This window comes from Blautia sp. NSJ-140 (assembly GCF_022868965.1).
GTDB lineage: Bacteria > Bacillota > Clostridia > Lachnospirales > Lachnospiraceae > Blautia_A.
In genome coordinates this window covers 72,843-91,976 of the sequence record NZ_JALIFS010000012.1, presented here as the reverse complement: position 1 = coordinate 91,976, position 19,134 = coordinate 72,843, and the positions used below count along the sequence as shown (strand labels likewise).

The window sequence follows — 19,134 nt, the reverse complement described above, 5'->3', positions numbered from 1 at the left end:
CGCTGCACTATATAAAAAAAGGCCCAGGGGTGTGCAGAGGGGCGCGGCCTTGCGCCCCTTTGCGGTTTTCTCACATTCCAATGTGATCCTACCCTCTGCGGGGTTCCGCAATCCATGTGGCATACACAGCCGAGCTTTCGCAATCCATGCGGTTATACGGCCGGAATTCCACAATCCATGTGCCATATACGGCCAGATCTCCGCAGTCTATGCGACTATACGGCCGGAATTCCGCAATCTATGCGGCATACACGGCCAGATCCCCGCAATCTATGCGGCATATACAGCCGGGGCCTCCGCAGCCTATGCGCTTATTATTTCCCCATACAAAATTTAGAAAATATCTCATTAACAAGGTCTTCCCCAAGTGATTCTCCCAGAATCCGTCCCAGACTTTCGTATGCATCTGTCAGGTCTATGGAATAAAAATCCTCCGGCATTCCGCTTTCTATGCTATTTTCTACCAGAGAAAGACTTTCCTGTGCTTTTAAAAGCTCCTGTCTGTGGCGTTCATTGGTGATGTAGACTTCATCATTGAAGTCAATCTCCCCACTGAAGAACATTTCCCGGATTTTTTCTTCCAGATCTGTGATCCCGGTTTCTTCTTTTGCGGAGATTGGGATCACCGGCTGGTTTATTCTGCTCTTTAAATCCTCTATATCTATAGCAGATTCAAGGTCTGTCTTACTGTAGAGGACAATCGTCTTTTTCTCTTGCAAAATTTTTATGATTTCTTCGTCGTTTTCATCTAACGGTACGGAGGAATCTACGACATAGAGGATCAGGTCTGCGTCTGCTGCCATTTCTTTGGCTTTGGATACGCCGATTTTCTCTACGATGTCTTCTGTCTGGCGAATTCCGGCTGTGTCAGCGATCTTTAATGTGATCCCATGCAGGTTGATATACTCTTCCAGTACGTCTCTGGTGGTTCCTGCGATATCGGTCACGATGGCTCTGTCTTCTCCCAGAAGCAGGTTCAGCAGAGAAGATTTCCCTGCGTTCGGCTTGCCCAGGATCACGGTCCGGATACCTTCCTGTATGATCTTTCCGTCTCCGGCTGTTTTTAACAGGTTCTGTATTTTTTCTTTTTCTTCTGCCACGATCTGTTCTAATTCTTCCGAATATCCTGTCAGATCATAGTGCTCCGGATCATCTAATGCCGATTCGATGTACGCTATATGGTACAGTAGTTTTTCCCTGATCTGTTGTACTGTTTTTCGGACTGAACCTTTTAATTGTCCTACAGAATTCTTTAATGAGTACTCGTTTTTGGACTGTATCACATCCATAACGGCCTCCGCCTGGGAAAGATCGATCCTTCCATTGAGAAATGCACGCTTGGTAAATTCTCCCGGCTCGGCAATAATGGCTCCGTTTTTCAGCACAGTTTCAAGTACCTTTTTCATGGCTAAAACGCCGCCGTGGCAGTCAATTTCTATGGTATCTTCTCCTGTGTATGTCCGTGGTCCGCGCATGGCCATGACCAGCACTTCGTCTACCATTTCTTCGTTATCATAAATATATCCATAATGAATGGTGTGGCTTGGGACGTTTTTCAGAGATTTTTTTCCACCCTTGGAACGGTATACTCCGGATGCGATCTCAAAAGCCTCCGGGCCACTGATCCTGACGATCCCGATTCCCGATGCGCTCATGGCTGTGGAAATCGCAGCAATCGTTGTCTCTTCCATTTTTCATTCTCCTTTATCAAACGGATAAAAGCATCCGCTATATAACACTGCAGCTGATAGCTGCCATACCGTTTATCCTGGTCCAGCAGATAAAAGCATCCGGTTAAACGCTTAAACGCAAAAATGTTACTCCGGAAAAGCTTTTTACACGCAAAAAACACGTGTTATTCACGCTTTCACCTAGAATAACATCTTCTGTCAGTTTCCATATTTATAATGCTAGAGCGTGTTTGAAAAAGGCTTTCTGCAAGATGTGCGTCACAATTTGTGGGAGATTTTGTCCGGATGAAGGCGCCGTAGCGGGCTACGGCAACTGAATTCGGGCAAAATATACCGCAAAGTGGGGCGTGCAGATTGCGGGAATGCTTTTTCAAACACGCTCTAATCTCTGCGTTCCGGATTTCCGCTGCAGAAATATCTTTTATTATTTGCTCTTCAATGATTATAAAGAATTGTTGCGGAGATTGCAATGATAATTTTTAACAAATGTAGCAAGAATTCTCCCACCTCTTCAGGTGGTGAGATGAATTGCACATCTGAGCATATCTGCTAAAAAAAAGCCGTACCCTCGGAGCTTACGCTCCGGGATACGGCTTACAGCTTTACCGGTGGATCATCAATTATTGCGTTTCAGTTTTACTACTACATGTCTGTAAGGTTCTTCTCCCTCACTGACTGTCTCTACATAGCGGTTGCCCTGCAGAGATGCATGGATGATCCTTCTTTCGTACGGATTCATCGGTTCCAGAACTACCGGTTTTCTGGTTTTCTTTACCTTGAAGGCGATTCCTCTTGCAAGGTTCTCCAGAGTTTCCTTACGACGGCGTCTGTAGTCCTCGGTATCGAGTTTTACACGAATGTAGGTAGACTCGCCTTTGTTTACCACAAGGCTTGTCAGATACTGAAGAGAATCCAGTGTCTGGCCTCTTTTTCCGATGAGGATACCCATATCCTCACCTTCAAAATCCACATCCAGAGAACCGTCTGCAGTGTTATATTTCGATGTGATCTCCACTTCTCCAAGATCCATGGAGCCGAATACGTCACGAAGAAATACGACTGCTCTCTCCTCAACCTCTCTGATCTTCTCCGGATCGCTGAGGATCTCTACCGGTCTGCCCTGCTTCGGTGCTCTCTCACGTGTTTCCTTCGGCTGACGCTCCTTTGGAGCTCTTGGCTGTTTCTCACGTGCAGGCTTTGCTTTGCCCTGGAAATCCCTTGCAGGTCTTTCCTTTGGTGCTGCTGCCTTTGCAGGTGCTTCTTCGGATGCCTTCTCCACCTGTATAGCTTCTTTCTTCACCGGCTTCTTCTCCTCTGCAGGAGCTGCTTTCGGTGCAGATTCTTTCTTTACATCCGGAGTAAAAGGCTTTTCTAATTTCTTCTCTTCTTTGATAGCGTCCAGTTTCACGGACTCTACCAGTTCATCGATCTCCTGCATATCAGAAACTGGCTCGATTCTGCGAACTTTGATCACGGCAGGTTTGCTGCCGATTCCGAAGAATCCGGAGCTGCCTTCACTGATAACCTGAATATCAAGCTGGTCACTGGAAGTTCCAAGCTCAAGACACGCTTTTGTGATAGCTTCATTCTTTGTTTTTGCTGAAAACTGAATGTAATCCTCCATTACGAACCCCTCCGTTCCTGATTATTTCTTCTTATTTCTCTCATCAAAGTCTCTTACGAGATTTGCTTTGGCTGTGATGCTGCCCGGTTTTGCACTTCTTGCCTTCTCATAAGCAGTATCAACCTTCTGTGCTCTGTCTGAAGCACCGTTGTTTCCGCTGTTACCCTTATTGATCACAGGTTTATTGATATTCTTGGCGGACTGATGAGCCTGATTGGTGATCTTCTGCGGCGGAAGTCCTTCCTTCGCACGCTTCGCTTCGATCTTCTTCATATTCTCATTAACCAGATCATCAATGTTCATCTTATCAAGATGACGATTGATCGCAAACTGCTGGGCACTTCGAACGACAGCACTGGCGATCCAGTAGATACCAAGACCAACCGGGAATGTGAAACAGAAGAATGCAGACATCAGAGGCATAACCATGTTCATGGTTTTCATGGAGTTTGCCATTGCGCTGGCCTGATCATTTCCGTCTGCCTGCTGTGTTGCAGCCTGTGGCATAAGCTTCAGGTTCAGCATCTGAGTTGCCCATGCAAGAACCGGGATCAGAAGTGCTACGATCGCAAGTAACAGAGAACCATGATTTTTGAAGAATTCCATGATATAATACAGCGGCTGGTCTGCGATATTCAGGCCACAGAAGCCCTGCATCTTGGAAATATTGCCGGATGCTTTTGCGATCGCATCAGAAAATCCTGAAAACTGATCCATCTGTGCCAGCTCTTTCCACTGGGAAGGAGAAAGTGCATACAGAAAATCAACAATAGAGTTACTTGTAGCATTTCCGGCACTGTCCATAACGAGACGTACTCGTGTCATGGAATGGTCTGTGATAAACTGCTGCAGGATATCTGTGTATCCGTTTACAGCTACCAGGTTGTCAACTACACCAGTAAAAATGTTCTTTACACTTCCAACGTAAGCAGGAATCCGATAGATAACCTGATACAGAGCAAACAGAATAGGCATCTGAATGGCTAACTGTACACAGCTACCGGTTGGAGAAACACCATATTTCTGATAAACAGCCTGGGTTTCTTCGTTCATTTTCATCATGGAGTCCTGATCCTTTTTACCCTGATATTTCTTCTGGATCTTCTGAATCTCGGGCTGCATGATCGCACTTAACTTGGAGAATTTCTGCTGCTTGATCTGCAGCGGTGTCATAAAGGCAAAGATAAGAATACTGAAGATAATGATACAAAGACCAATGTTCTGGATTCCGAACAGGCCGTCAAGCATCTTATATATGCCATCCATGATCCATCCCATCACAGACGCGATCTGTCCGATAATAGGAGTTCCGGTTTTTGTTGCTAAAAACAGTTCCAAATTCATTTCCTCCTAGACTTCTTATTCAATTGTAAAAGTCCGGTAACTGCTCTGCCCGGGAAAAGGCTGAACAGTCACAAAATAATTCATGGCACAGGGTCATAGCCTCCATGGGAAAAAGGATTGCATCGCAGAATCCTCCATGCCGCAAGAAGACTGCCCTTAAACGCGCCATATTTTTCGATTGCTTCCAAACCATATTGAGAACATGTGGGAATATAAGGACATTTCGTTCTCTTCATCGGCGATATATATTTTTGATAGAGCCTTATCATCTTAATCAGAAATTTCTTTATCATGTTCGTTCCCTGTTATATGATGCTTTCTTGCAAGATGCAGAAAAGCACTCTCGATCTCGTGAAAGCTCTTGCCCTTGGCTGCGGCTCTCACTACTACTACAATATCAAGGTTACTGTCAAAATCTGTTTCGTTGAGACGATAGCTTTCTCTGATCAATCTGGTGAGTCTGTGGCGAACCACACTGTTCCCTACTTTTTTGCTTACTGATATTCCCAGACGATTCTTCATGTGCTGATTCTTCAGCACGTACATCACCAGAAGCCGATTTGCGTACGATGTTCCGTTCTGATATACAACTTTAAAATCTTGATTTTTCTTTAAGGACTCTGATCTGATCAAACGAATCCTCCTTAATTAGATTCCGCCTGCGCGGATATTTCTCCGGATAGAAGAAAAGACCACATAAATGCGGTCTTGCAGCTTATGCTGATAACTGTTTTCTTCCTTTTAATCTTCTTGCAGCTAATACTTTACGTCCGCCCTTTGTGCTCATGCGAGCTCTGAAGCCGTGAACCTTAGCTCTGGATCTCTTTTTTGGCTGAAATGTCATCTTCATAGGTAAAGCACCTCCTTTATCTATTTTTAATTGTTATGAAATAACTTATCATTCAGAACATCGTTTCAATTATATAAATAAACCTCCTTTTCGTCAAGTAAAAATTGCAAAAAACCCGATAAAATCAAGGGTTCTGTAAAATACCCCCACCTTACGGTATTTATTTTTTTCTCTTATGTGGAAAGCTCTTATGGTTTACGTAACATTATCCACATTTTGTGGATAACTTGTGGATAACTTGTGGATTGACCGGAAATCTATCCACTTTTTCGGAGGGTTTGTTCACATCGTTTTCAAAAAAAACCTTTATTTGCGGTATTTTTAAGGTGGATTTTTTTATACACATAATTCTTCCACATTTTCCACCAATTCTCGACTTATGGAAACCTACAGGACTCTTATCCACAATAATCCACCCTAATCCACAGTAATTTCCCCACATTATCCACATTCTTTTCCCCAAAATCTCAAGGATTTTCCATTGCGAAAACCCCATTTTCATTGTAATATATAAAAGGATATCTATCTCCAGTCGCAGACTGGGGTTATTATAATACTCATGGGAGGAAAAAATGGACGCTGTTATTGAAAAATGGGAGGAGATCCTGCAAACTGTCAAATCTGAATATGAGGTGACTGATGTCCCTTTTAATACCTGGCTCAAGCCGCTGAAAGTTTATGAGGTTGACGGAAAGCTGATAACAGTGGTTGTTCCCTCTGAGCAGGCAGCGATCGGAGTCAATTACATCAGTAAACGCTACAAAATACCTCTCCAGGTTACTATCTGTGTACTGACAGGCATGGAAGAATGCGAGGTTCGCTTCGTTCTGGAAAAAGATCTCCCCAAAAAAACAGAAAAAAACACTTCTTATGATAAACAGGTTCAGGATACACGTTACGAAGAGGCGCATTTAAATCCAAAATACACCTTCGACACCTTCGTTGTAGGAAGTAATAACAAATTCGCCCAGGCCGCAGCTCTTGCAGTTGCCGAATCACCGGGAGATACCTACAATCCACTGTTTATCTATGGCGGAGCCGGTCTTGGTAAGACGCATCTTATGCATTCCATCGCTCATTTCATTCTGGAACACGACGAAAACAGCCGTGTTTTGTATGTAACCAGTGAGGAATTTACCAACGAGCTGATCGAAACCATCCGAAACGGAAATAACACGGCAATGAGTAAATTCCGTGAAAAATACAGAAATATCGACGTTCTTCTCGTCGATGATATTCAGTTTATTATAGGAAAAGAATCCACACAGGAGGAATTTTTCCATACATTTAATAGTCTTCACAGTGCCAAAAAGCAGATCATCATATCCTCTGATAAACCACCAAAGGATATGGAAATCCTGGAAGAGCGCTTCCGTTCCCGGTTCGAGTGGGGTCTGATCGCAGATATCACGCTGCCTGACTACGAAACCCGAATGGCGATCCTTCATAAAAATGAAGAAATGAACGGCTACAGCATCAGTGAAGATGTTATCAAATATATCGCTACCAATATCAAATCCAATATCCGTGAGCTGGAAGGTGCCTTCAACAAGGTCATGGCCGGAGCCAAGCTTGAAAAAAAGGAAGTAACTCTGGAGCTGGCAGAGCAGGCACTGAAGGATATTATTTCTCCGGATGAGAAAAAAGTGATCACACCGGAATACATCATCTCCGTTGTTGCAGAGCATTACGGAGTCACACCTGCGGACTTAAGCGGAAACAAACGAAACTCCAAAATCGTCATGCCCCGCCAGGTTTCCATGTATCTCTGCCGTGAGATCATATCCACACCTTTGAAAAATATCGGAAAAGCTCTCGGAAACCGTGACCATACCACCGTTATGCACGGTATTGAAAAGATCGAAAACGAATTGCAGAACGACGATAACTTAAAAAATACCATTGATATATTGAAAAAGAAGATTAATCCACAAGGTTAGGGAAGTTTTCCACATTACTGGTGTATAACGTGTTGATTGTATGTGGAGAGATGTGTACAACTTTTTTGCCAAAACGCGGCGGTAATTTTATCCCCGGTTTATTCACATGCGAAACTACCACTTTTACACAAAGTTATCCCAACGGAAAACCCCTGAAAACATCAGGCCTGCGGGAGTTTTTCACAAAATCTGGCCCCCTACGGCTGTTACGGCGGATTTTTTCTATAAATATATTTATAAAAACCACAATTTGTTCAGAAAGGGAGTTATACACACTATGAAAATCATCTGCTCCAAATCAAGTCTGTTAAAAAGTGTAAGTATCGCACTTAAAGCAGTTCCATCAAAAACCACAATGCCGATCCTGGAATGTATTCTTATGGATGCAACCACAAACCAGATCAAATTTACCACCAACGATATGGAGCTGGGAATTGAAACTATCGTTGAGGGTATTATTGAAGAAAAAGGTAAAGTTGCTCTTGATGCAAAAATCTTCTATGAAATCATCAGACGACTTCCGGATAATGATATTACCATTAAAACTGATGATAAATATGCAGCAACCATTACCTGTGAAAAAGCAAAATTCAATATCCCCGGAAAATCAGGAGAAGATTTTGCTTATTTACCGATGATCGAAAAGGATGAACCACTGACGATCTCTCAGTACACACTGAAAGAAATGATCCGCCAGACTATTTTTTCTATTGCTGTAAATGAGAACAATAAGCTTATGACCGGTGAACTTTTTGAGATCAAAAATAACTGTCTGAAGGTAGTTTCTCTGGATGGACACCGTATCGCTATCCGAAAAATGCCCCTTAAGAAAGATTATTCTGACCGTAAGGTGGTAGTTCCGGGCAAAACTTTAAGCGAGGTCAGCAAGATCCTTTCCGGAGAGGTGAATGATCAGGTCAGCATTTACTTCACAAAAAACCATATTTTATTTGAATTTGATCAGACTATGGTAGTTTCCAGACTGATCGAGGGAGAATATTTCAGAATTGACCAGATGCTTTCCAGTGATTATGAGACAAAACTGAAGATCAACAAAAAAGAGTTCCTGGATTGTATCGACCGTGCCACACTTCTGGTACGTGAGGTTGACAAAAAACCGATCATCATCAACATCACAGATGATGATATGGAGCTGCGCATTGATTCTGCAATGGGTTCCATGAATGAGGAGATCGATATTGAAAAAGAGGGTAAGGATATCATGATCGGCTTCAACCCGAAATTCCTGATCGATGCTCTTCGTGTTATTGATGATGAAACCGTGACGATCTATCTTGTAAATCCGAAGGCCCCGTGCTTTATCCGTGACGATGAGGAGAACTATACTTACCTGATCCTTCCTGTAAATATCAACCAGAATCAGGCCAGATAAAACCTGGGTATATAAGAAATAAGGGACAAGAGGTGGCGCGGCAGCTTCGGGAGTGCGGGTGTACGTGTGAGACGCACATACTTGAAGCTGTGAACAGAATTGATATCGATAGCCAGGATATGTAAGTGTCCGTATGGTGCGTACAGCCTGACGGCTGGTATCAGGATTGACAGAAACAGGTACACCTAAAATGAGTGACCGTTTTTGACCGATTTTATATGGGAATGCGATCGTGTTCTGAGAAGTGTTTCGTGTGTAAACTACTGGAAGGGGGTATTTAAATTACCACCTTCCGGTGAAATTTGTATTGGGGGATTTTCAAACGGATATCCACGATTGAAGCAGAGGACTTACCTGATGCGGTTAAATACCGCCAGGAGATCAGAAAAGATTGATCTGACGGAGAAAATATCCCCGGAGATAAGAGGAGAAAAAATTGGAGATCAGAATTAAAGACGAATTTATCAAGCTTGGCCAGGCGCTGAAGCTGGCCGGTGTTGTGGAGGACGGCGTTGAGGCGAAATATGCCATCAATGATGGTCTGGTACTGGTGAACGGTGAGGTGGAGAACCGCCGTGGCCGCAAGATCCATCCTGGAGATACCATTTCCTACGATGGAAAAGATATTTATGTGATTGGGTGAAGGAATGTACATTGAATCCATCAGACTGAATAATTTCAGGAATTATGAGTCGCTGGAGATGAATTTTGATCAGGGCACCAATATTCTCTACGGCGACAATGCCCAGGGAAAGACCAATATCCTGGAGGCGGTTTATCTGGCAGGTACCAGCAAATCCCACAAGGGAAGCAAGGACCGGGAGATGATCCGCTTTAAGAATGAGGAATCCCATATCCGAATGATGGTGAAGAAGGGCGAGCTTTCATACAAAATAGACATGCACCTCCGGAAAAACAAAGCAAAGGGAGTTGCCATCAACGGGCTGCCGATCCGCAAGGCAAGGGAGCTGCTGGGGGTGGTGAATCTGGTGTTTTTTTCTCCGGAGGATCTTAATATTATCAAGGATGGACCGGGAGAGAGAAGACGTTTTCTGGATTCGGAGCTTTGTCAGCTGGATGGTGTTTATATCACGGAGCTGGCCGGCTACAACCATATCGTGAACCAGAGAAACCGTCTTCTCAAAGACTGTTATATGAACCCCGGGCTGAAAAGTACCCTGGATGTCTGGGATATGCAGATGGTCGATTACGGAAAGAAGATCATCGGGAAGCGGGAAGCCTTTGTGGAGGAGCTTAACGAGATCGCAAGGGGGCTCCATAAAGGCCTTACCGGCGGGATCGAGGAGCTGGAGATCCTGTACGAGCCAAGTGTTACGGCGGCGGAGTTTGAGGATAAGCTTTCCAGGAACCGGGAGCGGGATCTTCGGATGAAGCTGACCTCTGTGGGACCGCACAGAGATGATTTCTGCGTAAAAGTCAACGGGATCGACATCCGGAGGTATGGTTCCCAGGGGCAGCAGAGGACTGCAGCTCTTTCTCTGAAGCTTTCGGAGATCTATCTGGTGAAGAAAAAGATCCGGGATACACCGGTGCTTCTGCTGGATGATGTTCTTTCAGAGCTGGATAGCAGCAGGCAGACATATCTGCTGGAAAGCATCCACGATATACAGACTCTGATCACCTGTACAGGACTGGATGATTTTGTCAGCCATCAGTTCAAGATCAACAGGGTTTTTCAGGTGGTAAAGGGGCATGTTTATATGCCTAAAGGGTTTTGACAAGCCCGTATGCATATGGTAAACTGATTCTGATTATGGAAAGTTGGTGAATATTTTGGATAAAGAGGAGTTTCGCGTTAAGCTGGGACAGATCAATAAGCTGGTCGAGACCCAGGATTACAAAGGCGCCATGCAGATTGTTGACAGTATTGACTGGCGTCGTGTGAAAAACGTCCGTACCCTTTGTGTAGTGGGCGAGATCTACGCGGCCAACAAGCGTTATGAAGAGAGCAAGGAAATTTTTCTTCTTGCCTACCACAGAGCGCCGATCGGCAAGAACATACTTTACCGTCTGATTGAGGTTTCCCTGAAAATGGGACAGATCAGTGAAGCCACAGAATTCTTTGATGAATACAGAGAAGTGGCAGGTAATGATAACAGCCAGTATATACTGAAATATAAGATCGCCAGAGCGAAGAATGCATCTCTGAATGAGCAGATCCGTATTCTTGAGGAATATAAGGAGAAGGAATTTACGGAGCGCTGGTCCTATGAGCTGGCCAAGCTCTATTACAAGGCAGGAGACAAGCAGAAGTGCCTGGATCTCTGCAATGAGATGATCCTTTGGTTCAATGACGGAACTTATGTGATAAAGGCCCTTGACCTGAAACAGCGGATGGGTGTTCTCACTGGCGAAGAGAAAGAGAAATACGAGCAGCGTTTTATCCCGAAGCTGATCCCGCCGGAAAAGGCGCAGGAGATCAGGGAGAGCAAGGAAGCATCCGGCGAGTATGAGGAGGCAAAACCGGTCACAGATACCATCCAGGTAGATGATGAGCGGGATCTGAACAGTGCGGAGACATTCCAGGAGAAGCTTTCCAAGGGATTCCGTGATATCTTTGGCGGACATAAGAAATCCGCGGAAGAGGATATGGAGGAAAAAGAAGCTGCGCAGGATGAAGAGCAGGAAGAGGTTTCCACAGGCTCTGAGGATGTGACGGAACAGGCTGAAGTGCCGGAGGCTGAGACTGCTGCGGCAGCAGAACCGTCAGAGGAGTTTACAGATTCTGAGGAGATCGAAGCAGCAGAAGGAAGTGATGAGCCTTCGGAAGAGCAGGAAGAGTTTTCCGGACAGGAAGTGGATGAGATTCCCCTGGCATCAGGTGTTGAGAACCTGTCATCCGGAAGTATGAAGCTGCAGGCTCAGGAACAGCAGGATAAAGAGGAAGAAGAGGCTTATCAGGAAGCGGAAGAAGCTGAGGCTGAGAAAGCTACAGAGATGTCTTTGTCCCAGAGTGTTGCAGAGATCATGAAGGAGAAGGCTGCCGGAAATGAGGAAAGTGAGGAGAAGCCTGCAGGGGTTCCGCTCAATGAGGAAGGCAAGCCTGATTTTTCCGCAACGATCCGTATGCCGGAGCTGAAGATCCCGAAGTCCATGATCAATGTGGACCCGGAGAATGCAAGCAGTTCCGCGGAGATGCCGGATGCGTCCGGAATTTTCGGAAGTATCGAGGATATTGCGGCATCTGTAGGTGACAGGTCCGAGAAGGATAAGGATAAAGACTTTAACCTGGAGGATACCATTCTGGCAGCAGCTACACAGCAGGGAATCGATATCCCGGAGGAAGAGAAATCTCCGGATGTCCAGCAGTCCGACGTAACGGAAGAGCCGGATGGTATTGAGGATCTGGATATTGCGGCTGATGAATTTGTTCCGGAGGAGCCGGATGCGGCAGATATCGAGGATATCATGGCGCAGATCTCCGCTCAGCAGGAGGAAGAGGTAACGGAGACTTCCGATACCAGAATTCCGGATATCGTATTTGATGAAGATGAGGAGCCGGTTACTGAGGAGGATCTTCAGGCTGCAGAAGCAGAGTTCCTGAATGGTCCGTCAGGAGTACAGAAGCCGGTGGAAGAAGATGATGTGCTTCCGGAGATTCCTTCACTGGAATCTGAGGCGCAGGTGCAGAAGTCGGCAGCAGAGCCTTCTGCGAAGCTTCATCATGAGGAACCGGTGGCTGCAGCGGAAGAGGAAAATCTTCTTGATGAGGAAGAAGAATACAGTGATGACGCCTTTAACTTCCAGGATGAGGATGACGAGGATGACTTTATCAGCAGTCCCATCGGTGATGATTCTGATGAAGCCATGGAAGAGGACGATGAGGAAGATGAGCTCAGCGAGGAAGAGCAGCTTGAGAAATTTATCGCTACGATCCATCCGGAGAAGGATCCTACAAAGATCGTTTCCAGAAAGAAAGAGCTCACAGAGGAAGAGAAGAAGCTTTTCACCTATTTTGTTACAGTTCCCGGAATGAAGGAACAGCTGCTTGATGTACTCTGCGATGTGCAGATGGGCGCAGCAGACAAGACCTCCCAGACCGGAAATGTGATCGTTATGGGCGGCAGAGAAACAGGTAAGACGAGACTGATCTCAAGTCTGATCCCGGCAATCTGTAAAGAGCTGAATATCGAGGCTTCCAAGGTTGCCTATATATTTGCGGATGATCTCAACGGAAAGGATATTCCGGAGATCGTATCCAAGCTTGCCGGCGGTTTCCTTGTTATCGAGGATGCAAACCAGCTTTCCCAGGAAACAGCAGATGAGCTTGAGGAAGCTATGACCGGAAACACAAAGGGAATGATCGTGATCCTGGAGGATGAAAAGATTGGTATGCGTAAGCTGATCGCAAGATATCCGAAGCTTGCGAAGAAGTTTACATCCATGATCAACATTCCTGTATTTACAAACGATGAACTTGTTAATTTCGCCAAGGTCTATACCATGGAGAATGGATTCCGTATCGACCAGATGGGCATGCTTGCTCTGTATAATCTGATCGGGATCAACCAGAAGGAGGATCAGCCGATGTGCATCGGTACTGTGAAGACCATGCTGGATAAGGCTATGGAGAGAGCTCAGAGCGGATTGTTCAAGCGTTCCAAGAAGCGTGTGGACCGTGATGGCTACACGGTACTTTTTGAAAAGGATTTCAGCTGAAAATAAGAAAAAGCAGAGGTAAAAAATATGGCCAGACCTTATCTTGGTAACCCGAAATATACCATTGAAGTCCTTCAAAAGTATCATTTTGTTTTCCAGAAAAGGTTTGGTCAGAATTTTCTGATCGATGAGCATGTTCTGGAAAAGATCATTGAGTCTTCGGGTATCACGAAGGATGATTTTATACTGGAGATCGGTCCGGGTATCGGAACTATGACCCAGTATCTTGCGGAGGCTGCCAGAGAGGTGGCTGCTGTGGAGATTGACAGTTCGCTGATCCCGATCCTTAAGGATACGTTGAAGGACTGGGATAATGTTTCCGTGATCAATAACGATATCCTGAAAACGGATATCAAAAAGATCGCAGATGAGAAAAACGGCGGTAAGCCTGTGAAGGTGGTTGCGAATCTGCCGTATTACATTACGACTCCGATCATCATGGGGCTTTTTGAGAAGAATGTTCCTGTGGATTCGATCACTGTCATGGTGCAGAAGGAGGTTGCAGACCGTATGCAGGTTGGTCCCGGTACCAAGGATTACGGTGCGCTTTCCCTGGCTGTGCAGTATTATGCGAAGCCGGAGATCGTTGCGAATGTACCGCCGAACTGTTTTATGCCGCGGCCGAAGGTCGGAAGTGCGGTGATCAAGCTGACGCGTTATGAGAAGCCGCCGGTGGATGTGAAGGATGAGGGGCTTATGTTCCGTCTGATCCGTGCATCTTTTAACCAGAGGAGAAAGACGCTTGTGAACGGTATCAGAAATTCCGGAGATTTTTCCCTGAGTAAGGAGGAGATCGAGGATGTGTTCAACAGGTGTAACCTTCCGCTGAATATCAGGGGTGAGGCGCTGACACTGGAGCAGTTTGCGATGCTTGCCAACTGTATTTATGATGAGAAAAATTAATATATGATAAACGCAAAAAGAGCCCGGGCAGCTGTTCCGGGTTCTTTTTGCGTTTCCGGACGGGAATGTTGGAGAGGTTTCCTGTCCGGATCTATATATCGTCATAGAAAGGAGGTTATGTCTGAGGTGTCAGACATAAGTAAGTAATGAAAAATTTACATTTTCTATTTTACTGACGAGATGTTAGGAAAGTTTGTTTAAAATATGAAAATATTGTGAATATATTTTTGACGATATGTATATAGTCTGAATGGTATGGATGGGATTGGGGAAAATTACGGTTTACAGAGGGGTGGGGGTGTGTGGTATACTGAGGGGCGTTAAAGAGGTAATAAAAAGTAAAAGATAGTAAAAGGTAATAAAGGGCCGTAAATGGCAATGTGAAGTCGATGAGGCTGATGGAAATTTTTTGATAAGGGCTGGTGCCCGTATGGAGGTTGAATATTATGAGAAGATTGAACAAGTTTACAGCTTTGATTGTTGCGGGTGTTATTTCATGTACATCTCCGATGATGGTTATGGCGTCTGATTCCGGTTCTGTTATGAGTCAGGCGGAGGAGATCCTGAAGGATAATGAGGTTGGGTCTCTTGCTTCTGACCCGGATAAGGTTGGGGATATCATTGTTTATGTGAAGGGACTTTTTGATTCTAACCAGATCACGGATGATGAGATTTCTCAGGGGATCGATGAGGCTGCGGATCATTTTGGGGTGAGTCTTAATGAGGATGATAAGAGTTCTCTGGTCAATATTATCAGTAAGTTCCGTGGAATCGAGATGAGTGATGATCAGATCAAGGGGTATGTGAGTGATGCTTATAGTACTTTGAAGGATATGGGTGTTACGAAGTCTGATGTGAAGAATATTTTTGAGAAGGCGATTGAGTTTATTAAGGGAATGCTTTCACGGCGGTGATGGGCGGTGATGGCTGGTTCCTTGGATGGTGTTTTTGATGATGTTTTAGATGGAGTTTGAGTTAGAGGGTGAGGGTTGTGGCTCTTTTGTTGGGGTTGTTGTTGGTTTGTTTGTGTGAGATGTACAATATGTACAATATTTAGGACTTTGGTTTTGTTTGTGAATGTGGTGTTTTTATAAAATGTTGGAGGTTGTTTTGGAAAAAATTGTGCAAATGCGCTAATTGTTTACGGGATGTTCATTGTTTGTTCATATTTGTCTGGTAGTATAGGGATAGTTCGAAAGAACGTTACGAAAGACGCTGTAATGGTGTGTATCTGTATCATTACACATACAATTTTTTTCATAATAATCGCCCCGGTAAGCCACTACCGGGGCACTCCTCGTTTTTGGGCCTTTTTGGGGCTCTTTTTTTTATGGGTGGGGAGGGACGGACGGACTGCCGGAGGGGCGGCTGCATGGTCGTGCCTGGTGCGGTCGTTTCGCCGGGTCATACTAAGCGTCTGAGTCTTCTGCCGTGCAGGGCGCCCCATAACTCGCCATGTACGCTGATGCGTACCTGGCTCAGACAGATGGGGCTTACTCTGCGGCTTGTGGCCGCAGAGTACCTTCCCGTCAGAAGCCTCAGGCGCTAAGTATGACCAGCGGCTTACTCCGACGCACCGGGTCCCGACCATGCAGCCGCCCCTCCGGCAGTCCGTCCTGTGCGTTGGTTATGGGAGTGATAAGTTTGTGTGGTGCTTGTGTGGGTAATTTATGTTGGATGTATAAACTGTATCCTTTGTTAGGGATATTTGTAGTATTGAGGGGAGTATTTTCTGCTGAGGGGATGTTTTGAGTGAGGGATTTTTTTGGTTGTGTGGGGATTGAGTGGTCTGACGGGAGGTGGTGGGCCATCAGCGCTGCGCTGGATGGCTGCAAGGGCTGAGTTTCCTTGTGGTCTGACGGGGGGATGTGTGGCATCGGCGCTGCGCTGGATGCCTGTGAGGTGTGTGTGGTGTCGGTGGTGTGCTGGAGGTGAGTGATGTATGTGTGGCATCGGCGCGTGCTGGATGCCTGTGAGGTCTGGGGCTTGTGGAAAAAAATATAGCGCGGGTGGGGTGTGCATGCTATAATGATTAGGATTATAGTGCTGTCGGCTGTTTTGGGGGCGGCGGTGGTTGGTTTTTTGTTTGAATGGGAGGTCTGGATATGGCGGAGTCTATGAAGGATTTTGAGAGGGAGCTGGAGGCTTCTTTTAAGAGGATCGATGAGGGTGATATTATCTCAGGGACTGTTGTGAGTGTGGATGAGTCGGGGGTTGTTCTTGACCTTAAGTTTTATGCCGAGGGTTTTATTCCGGTGGAGGAGTTTTCCCGGGTGCCGGGGTTTAATATTAAAGAGGCTGTTCAGCCGGGGGATGAGGTTCAGGCGATGGTTCTTCGTAGGGATGATGGTCAGGGGAATATTCTTCTTTCCAGAGCGGACGCTGCGGATGTGCTTGCCTGGGACAGGCTGAAGGAGCTTCAGGATTCGGGTGAGGTGCTGGATGTTGTTGTGAAGGGGATCGTTAACGGGGGTGCCATTGCTTATGTTGAGGGTGTCCGTGGGTTTATTCCGGCATCCAGGCTTGATCTGGAGTTTGTTGAGGATACTGAGGTGTTTCTGAATAAGCCGATCCAGGTGCGGGTTATCGAGGCTGATAAGGCGAAGAAGAGGCTGGTGCTTTCGGCCAGGGAGATTCTTCGTGAGAGGGCTGAGGTGGAGAGACGGAATAAGATTTCCAATATCCAGGTTGGTTTTGTGACTGAGGGTACGGTTGAGAGTTTGCAGCCGTATGGTGCTTTTGTGGATCTTGGGAACGGGGTTTCCGGGCTGGTGCATATTTCTCAGATCTGTGAGAAGAGGATCAGGAAGCCTTCTGAGGTTTTGAATGTTGGGGATAAGGTTAAGGTGAAGGTTATCGCGATCAAGGATGGTAAGCTGAGCCTGAGTATTAAAGAGGCATCGGATCTGATGGCTAAGGAGGTTGAGGAGGAGTCTTTTGAGCTTCCGGAGTCGGGGGAAGAGGCTACTACTTCCCTGGGTGCTTTGTTTGCAAATATTAAATTATAATTATTTTGGATGAAAAAGGATGGATGTGTATGAAAAAACCGGAGAGAATATTTGTAATCGGACATAAGAATCCGGATACGGATTCCATCTGTTCGGCTATTGCTTATGCGGATATTAAAAACAGAACTACGCAGAATAAAAAATATATCCCGAAGAGAGCGGGGCAGATCAATGAGGAGACCAGGTATGTGCTGAACCGTTTTGGCGTACAGCCGCCGGCTTATCTGGGAAATATCGGTACTCAGGTCAAGGATATGGATATTCGGACCAGTCCGCAGGCGGATAAGAGTATGTCGCTGAAGAATACCTGGGATCTGATGCAGGAGAACGGGATCGTTTCTCTTCCAATCCGGGATAAGGATGGGTGTCTGGAGGGGCTTGTGACTATTGGTGATATAGCAAAGACCTATATGGATACTACAGACAGTTATCTTCTTTCCAACGCGAGGACGCAGTATCGGAGAATTGCCGAGACTGTTGGCGGTGAAGTGGTGGAAGGTAACGGGCACGGATATTTTGTGAAGGGGCGTGTGCTTGTCGGTACTGCCAACCCGAAGATGCTGGAGGGCTACGTTGAGGAGAATGATATGATCATCATGGGTGACCGTGAGGAGGATCATCTTCAGGCGATCAGCCAGAATGTAAGCTGTATCATCGTGGGGCTGAATATCGTGGTTTCCGAGAAGGTTGTGAAGCTTGCTCATGAGAAGAATATCGTGATCATCCGGTCTCCATATGATACGTTTAATATTGCGCGTCTGATCAACCAGAGTATTCCGGTCAGCTTTGTTATGAAGCGGGATAACATGGTTACGTTTAATACCGAGGATTTTACGGATGATATCCAGGATGTTATGATCAAAAACCGTCACAGAGCGTTTCCGGTGATCAATCCTCATGGTAAGTGTATCGGTACGATCTCCAGACGTAATTTTCTGGATATGCATAAAAAGAAAGTGGTTCTTGTGGATCATAATGAGGTGGATCAGGCTGTTGATAATATCGAGAAGGCGGAGATACTTGAGATCATTGATCATCATAAGCTGGGTACCTTGCAGACCATGACGCCGGTTGCTTTTCGTAATGAGCCGGTGGGATGTACGGGCACGATCCTTTATGAGATCTACGGAGAGCAGAGACTGGAGATCCCGGAAAAGATCGCGGGGCTTCTCTGTGCGGCTATCATTTCGGATACATTGATGTTTCGTTCACCGACCTGTACGCAGACGGATAAGATCGCTGCCAGTGCTCTTGCGCTGATCGCGGGGATCAAGATCGAGGAGTTTGCCCGGGAGATGTTTTCTGCGGGAAGTAATCTGAAGGATAAGTCTCCGGAGGAGATTTTTTACCAGGATTACAAGAAGTTTATCGGTGAGGGTAATGTTTCCTTTGGTGTTGGTCAGATCAGTTCCATGGACAGCGAGGAGCTTAAGGAGATCAAGGAGAAGCTGATGCCGTTTATGGTGAGTGAGTGTGGCCGTCATGATATCACGAGAGTTTATTTTATGCTGACGAATATCCTGGAGGAGTCTACAGAGCTTCTGTTTTACGGGGAGGGCAGCCAGCAGATGGCGGAGATCGCTTTTGAGCGGAAACCGGATGGAGATACCTTCAGTCTGCCGGGTGTGGTTTCCAGAAAGAAGCAGCTGATCCCGGCTATGATGGAGGCTGCTCAGATGATGAACAGCGATTATGCATAAG

General features: G+C 45.8%; 16 protein-coding genes and 2 pseudogenes. 10 read left to right on the top strand and 8 right to left on the bottom strand.

The features are described from left to right. Positions 1 to 314: 314 nt before the first annotated feature. Together mnmE and MUB50_RS17250 are read right to left on the bottom strand one after the other, a co-directional pair. Entirely contained in the window at positions 315 to 1,691 is a 1,377-nt protein-coding gene (gene mnmE, locus MUB50_RS13635; protein ID WP_022427294.1) for a tRNA uridine-5-carboxymethylaminomethyl(34) synthesis GTPase MnmE, read from the bottom strand. 176 nt (positions 1,692 to 1,867) lie between these two features. Next, positions 1,868 to 2,005 (bottom strand): annotated as a pseudogene (locus tag MUB50_RS17250) (DUF6783 domain-containing protein); the annotation flags it as partial. Here MUB50_RS17250 and MUB50_RS17245 point away from each other — a divergent pair. Continuing rightward, positions 1,943 to 2,164: pseudogene (locus MUB50_RS17245) on the top strand (DUF6783 domain-containing protein). The pseudogenes MUB50_RS17250 and MUB50_RS17245 sit on opposite strands and share 63 nt — an antisense overlap. A gap of 143 nt (positions 2,165 to 2,307) precedes the next feature. Here the strand turns inward: MUB50_RS17245 and jag are convergent. From jag to MUB50_RS13605, 6 genes are all read right to left on the bottom strand, one after another. Continuing rightward, positions 2,308 to 3,315, bottom strand: a complete 1,008-nt coding sequence (jag, locus tag MUB50_RS13630) for an RNA-binding cell elongation regulator Jag/EloR (protein ID WP_118516184.1) — start codon at positions 3,313 to 3,315, stop codon at positions 2,308 to 2,310. A gap of 21 nt (positions 3,316 to 3,336) precedes the next feature. Then, complete coding sequence (gene yidC / locus MUB50_RS13625; RefSeq protein WP_330590889.1) at positions 3,337 to 4,653, bottom strand: membrane protein insertase YidC; 1,317 nt, start codon at positions 4,651 to 4,653, stop codon at positions 3,337 to 3,339. 86 nt (positions 4,654 to 4,739) lie between these two features. Further along, positions 4,740 to 4,952: a membrane protein insertion efficiency factor YidD gene (yidD, locus tag MUB50_RS13620; RefSeq protein WP_015526553.1), complete on the bottom strand. Its 213-nt coding sequence runs from the start codon at positions 4,950 to 4,952 to the stop codon at positions 4,740 to 4,742. Beyond that, positions 4,930 to 5,292 (bottom strand): ribonuclease P protein component, encoded by a 363-nt coding sequence (gene rnpA, locus MUB50_RS13615; protein WP_059086518.1) that lies wholly within the window; start codon positions 5,290 to 5,292, stop codon positions 4,930 to 4,932. Before rnpA ends, yidD begins: the two co-directional genes overlap by 23 nt. 82 nt (positions 5,293 to 5,374) lie before the next feature. After that, a complete protein-coding gene (gene rpmH, locus MUB50_RS13610; protein WP_005423866.1) occupies positions 5,375 to 5,509 on the bottom strand; it encodes a 50S ribosomal protein L34 in 135 nt (44 codons plus the stop codon). 205 nt (positions 5,510 to 5,714) lie between these two features. Continuing rightward, positions 5,715 to 5,960 (bottom strand): hypothetical protein, encoded by a 246-nt coding sequence (locus MUB50_RS13605; RefSeq protein ID WP_138276867.1) that lies wholly within the window; start codon positions 5,958 to 5,960, stop codon positions 5,715 to 5,717. 121 nt (positions 5,961 to 6,081) lie between these two features. Between MUB50_RS13605 and dnaA the strand changes: the two genes are divergently transcribed. From dnaA to MUB50_RS13560, 9 genes are all read left to right on the top strand, one after another. Continuing rightward, positions 6,082 to 7,449: a chromosomal replication initiator protein DnaA gene (dnaA, locus tag MUB50_RS13600; protein ID WP_118516181.1), complete on the top strand. Its 1,368-nt coding sequence runs from the start codon at positions 6,082 to 6,084 to the stop codon at positions 7,447 to 7,449. A 277-nt stretch (positions 7,450 to 7,726) separates the two neighbouring features. After that, positions 7,727 to 8,842, top strand: coding sequence for a DNA polymerase III subunit beta (dnaN, locus tag MUB50_RS13595; protein WP_138276866.1), 1,116 nt, complete (start codon positions 7,727 to 7,729; stop codon positions 8,840 to 8,842). Positions 8,843 to 9,278: 436 nt separating this feature from the next. Further along, positions 9,279 to 9,485 carry an RNA-binding S4 domain-containing protein gene (locus MUB50_RS13590; RefSeq protein WP_021650164.1) on the top strand — a complete coding sequence of 69 codons (207 nt, stop codon included), beginning with the start codon at positions 9,279 to 9,281 and terminating at the stop codon, positions 9,483 to 9,485. A 4-nt stretch (positions 9,486 to 9,489) separates the two neighbouring features. Next, positions 9,490 to 10,581, top strand: coding sequence for a DNA replication/repair protein RecF (gene recF, locus MUB50_RS13585; protein ID WP_118625799.1), 1,092 nt, complete (start codon positions 9,490 to 9,492; stop codon positions 10,579 to 10,581). A gap of 55 nt (positions 10,582 to 10,636) precedes the next feature. Further along, positions 10,637 to 13,522: a hypothetical protein gene (locus MUB50_RS13580; protein WP_147419630.1), complete on the top strand. Its 2,886-nt coding sequence runs from the start codon at positions 10,637 to 10,639 to the stop codon at positions 13,520 to 13,522. A gap of 27 nt (positions 13,523 to 13,549) precedes the next feature. Further along, positions 13,550 to 14,425: a 16S rRNA (adenine(1518)-N(6)/adenine(1519)-N(6))-dimethyltransferase RsmA gene (gene rsmA / locus MUB50_RS13575; protein ID WP_118625713.1), complete on the top strand. Its 876-nt coding sequence runs from the start codon at positions 13,550 to 13,552 to the stop codon at positions 14,423 to 14,425. Between the two features lie 446 nt (positions 14,426 to 14,871). Further along, on the top strand, positions 14,872 to 15,339 hold the full coding sequence (locus tag MUB50_RS13570; protein ID WP_118516176.1) for a DUF1002 domain-containing protein: 468 nt from the start codon (positions 14,872 to 14,874) through the stop codon (positions 15,337 to 15,339). Between the two features lie 1,191 nt (positions 15,340 to 16,530). After that, entirely contained in the window at positions 16,531 to 17,433 is a 903-nt protein-coding gene (locus tag MUB50_RS13565) for a 30S ribosomal protein S1 (RefSeq protein WP_129975740.1), read from the top strand. 29 nt (positions 17,434 to 17,462) lie between these two features. Next, entirely contained in the window at positions 17,463 to 19,133 is a 1,671-nt protein-coding gene (locus MUB50_RS13560) for a putative manganese-dependent inorganic diphosphatase (protein ID WP_118625717.1), read from the top strand. The last annotated feature ends 1 nt before the right edge of the window (position 19,134 follow it).

Excerpts from the sequence above, each read along its gene's own strand:
- mnmE (WP_022427294.1), bottom strand. The coding sequence starts at position 1,691 with ATGGAAGAGACAACGATTGCTGCGATTTCCACAGCCATGAGCGCATCG.
- jag (WP_118516184.1), bottom strand. The coding sequence starts at position 3,315 with ATGGAGGATTACATTCAGTTTTCAGCAAAAACAAAGAATGAAGCTATC.
- yidD (WP_015526553.1), bottom strand. The coding sequence starts at position 4,952 with ATGATAAAGAAATTTCTGATTAAGATGATAAGGCTCTATCAAAAATAT.
- rpmH (WP_005423866.1), bottom strand. The coding sequence starts at position 5,509 with ATGAAGATGACATTTCAGCCAAAAAAGAGATCCAGAGCTAAGGTTCAC.
- MUB50_RS13605 (WP_138276867.1), bottom strand. The coding sequence starts at position 5,960 with ATGTGGATAATGTGGGGAAATTACTGTGGATTAGGGTGGATTATTGTG.
- dnaA (WP_118516181.1), top strand. The coding sequence starts at position 6,082 with ATGGACGCTGTTATTGAAAAATGGGAGGAGATCCTGCAAACTGTCAAA.
- dnaN (WP_138276866.1), top strand. The coding sequence starts at position 7,727 with ATGAAAATCATCTGCTCCAAATCAAGTCTGTTAAAAAGTGTAAGTATC.
- recF (WP_118625799.1), top strand. The coding sequence starts at position 9,490 with ATGTACATTGAATCCATCAGACTGAATAATTTCAGGAATTATGAGTCG.
- rsmA (WP_118625713.1), top strand. The coding sequence starts at position 13,550 with ATGGCCAGACCTTATCTTGGTAACCCGAAATATACCATTGAAGTCCTT.
- MUB50_RS13570 (WP_118516176.1), top strand. The coding sequence starts at position 14,872 with ATGAGAAGATTGAACAAGTTTACAGCTTTGATTGTTGCGGGTGTTATT.
- MUB50_RS13565 (WP_129975740.1), top strand. The coding sequence starts at position 16,531 with ATGGCGGAGTCTATGAAGGATTTTGAGAGGGAGCTGGAGGCTTCTTTT.
- MUB50_RS13560 (WP_118625717.1), top strand. The coding sequence starts at position 17,463 with ATGAAAAAACCGGAGAGAATATTTGTAATCGGACATAAGAATCCGGAT.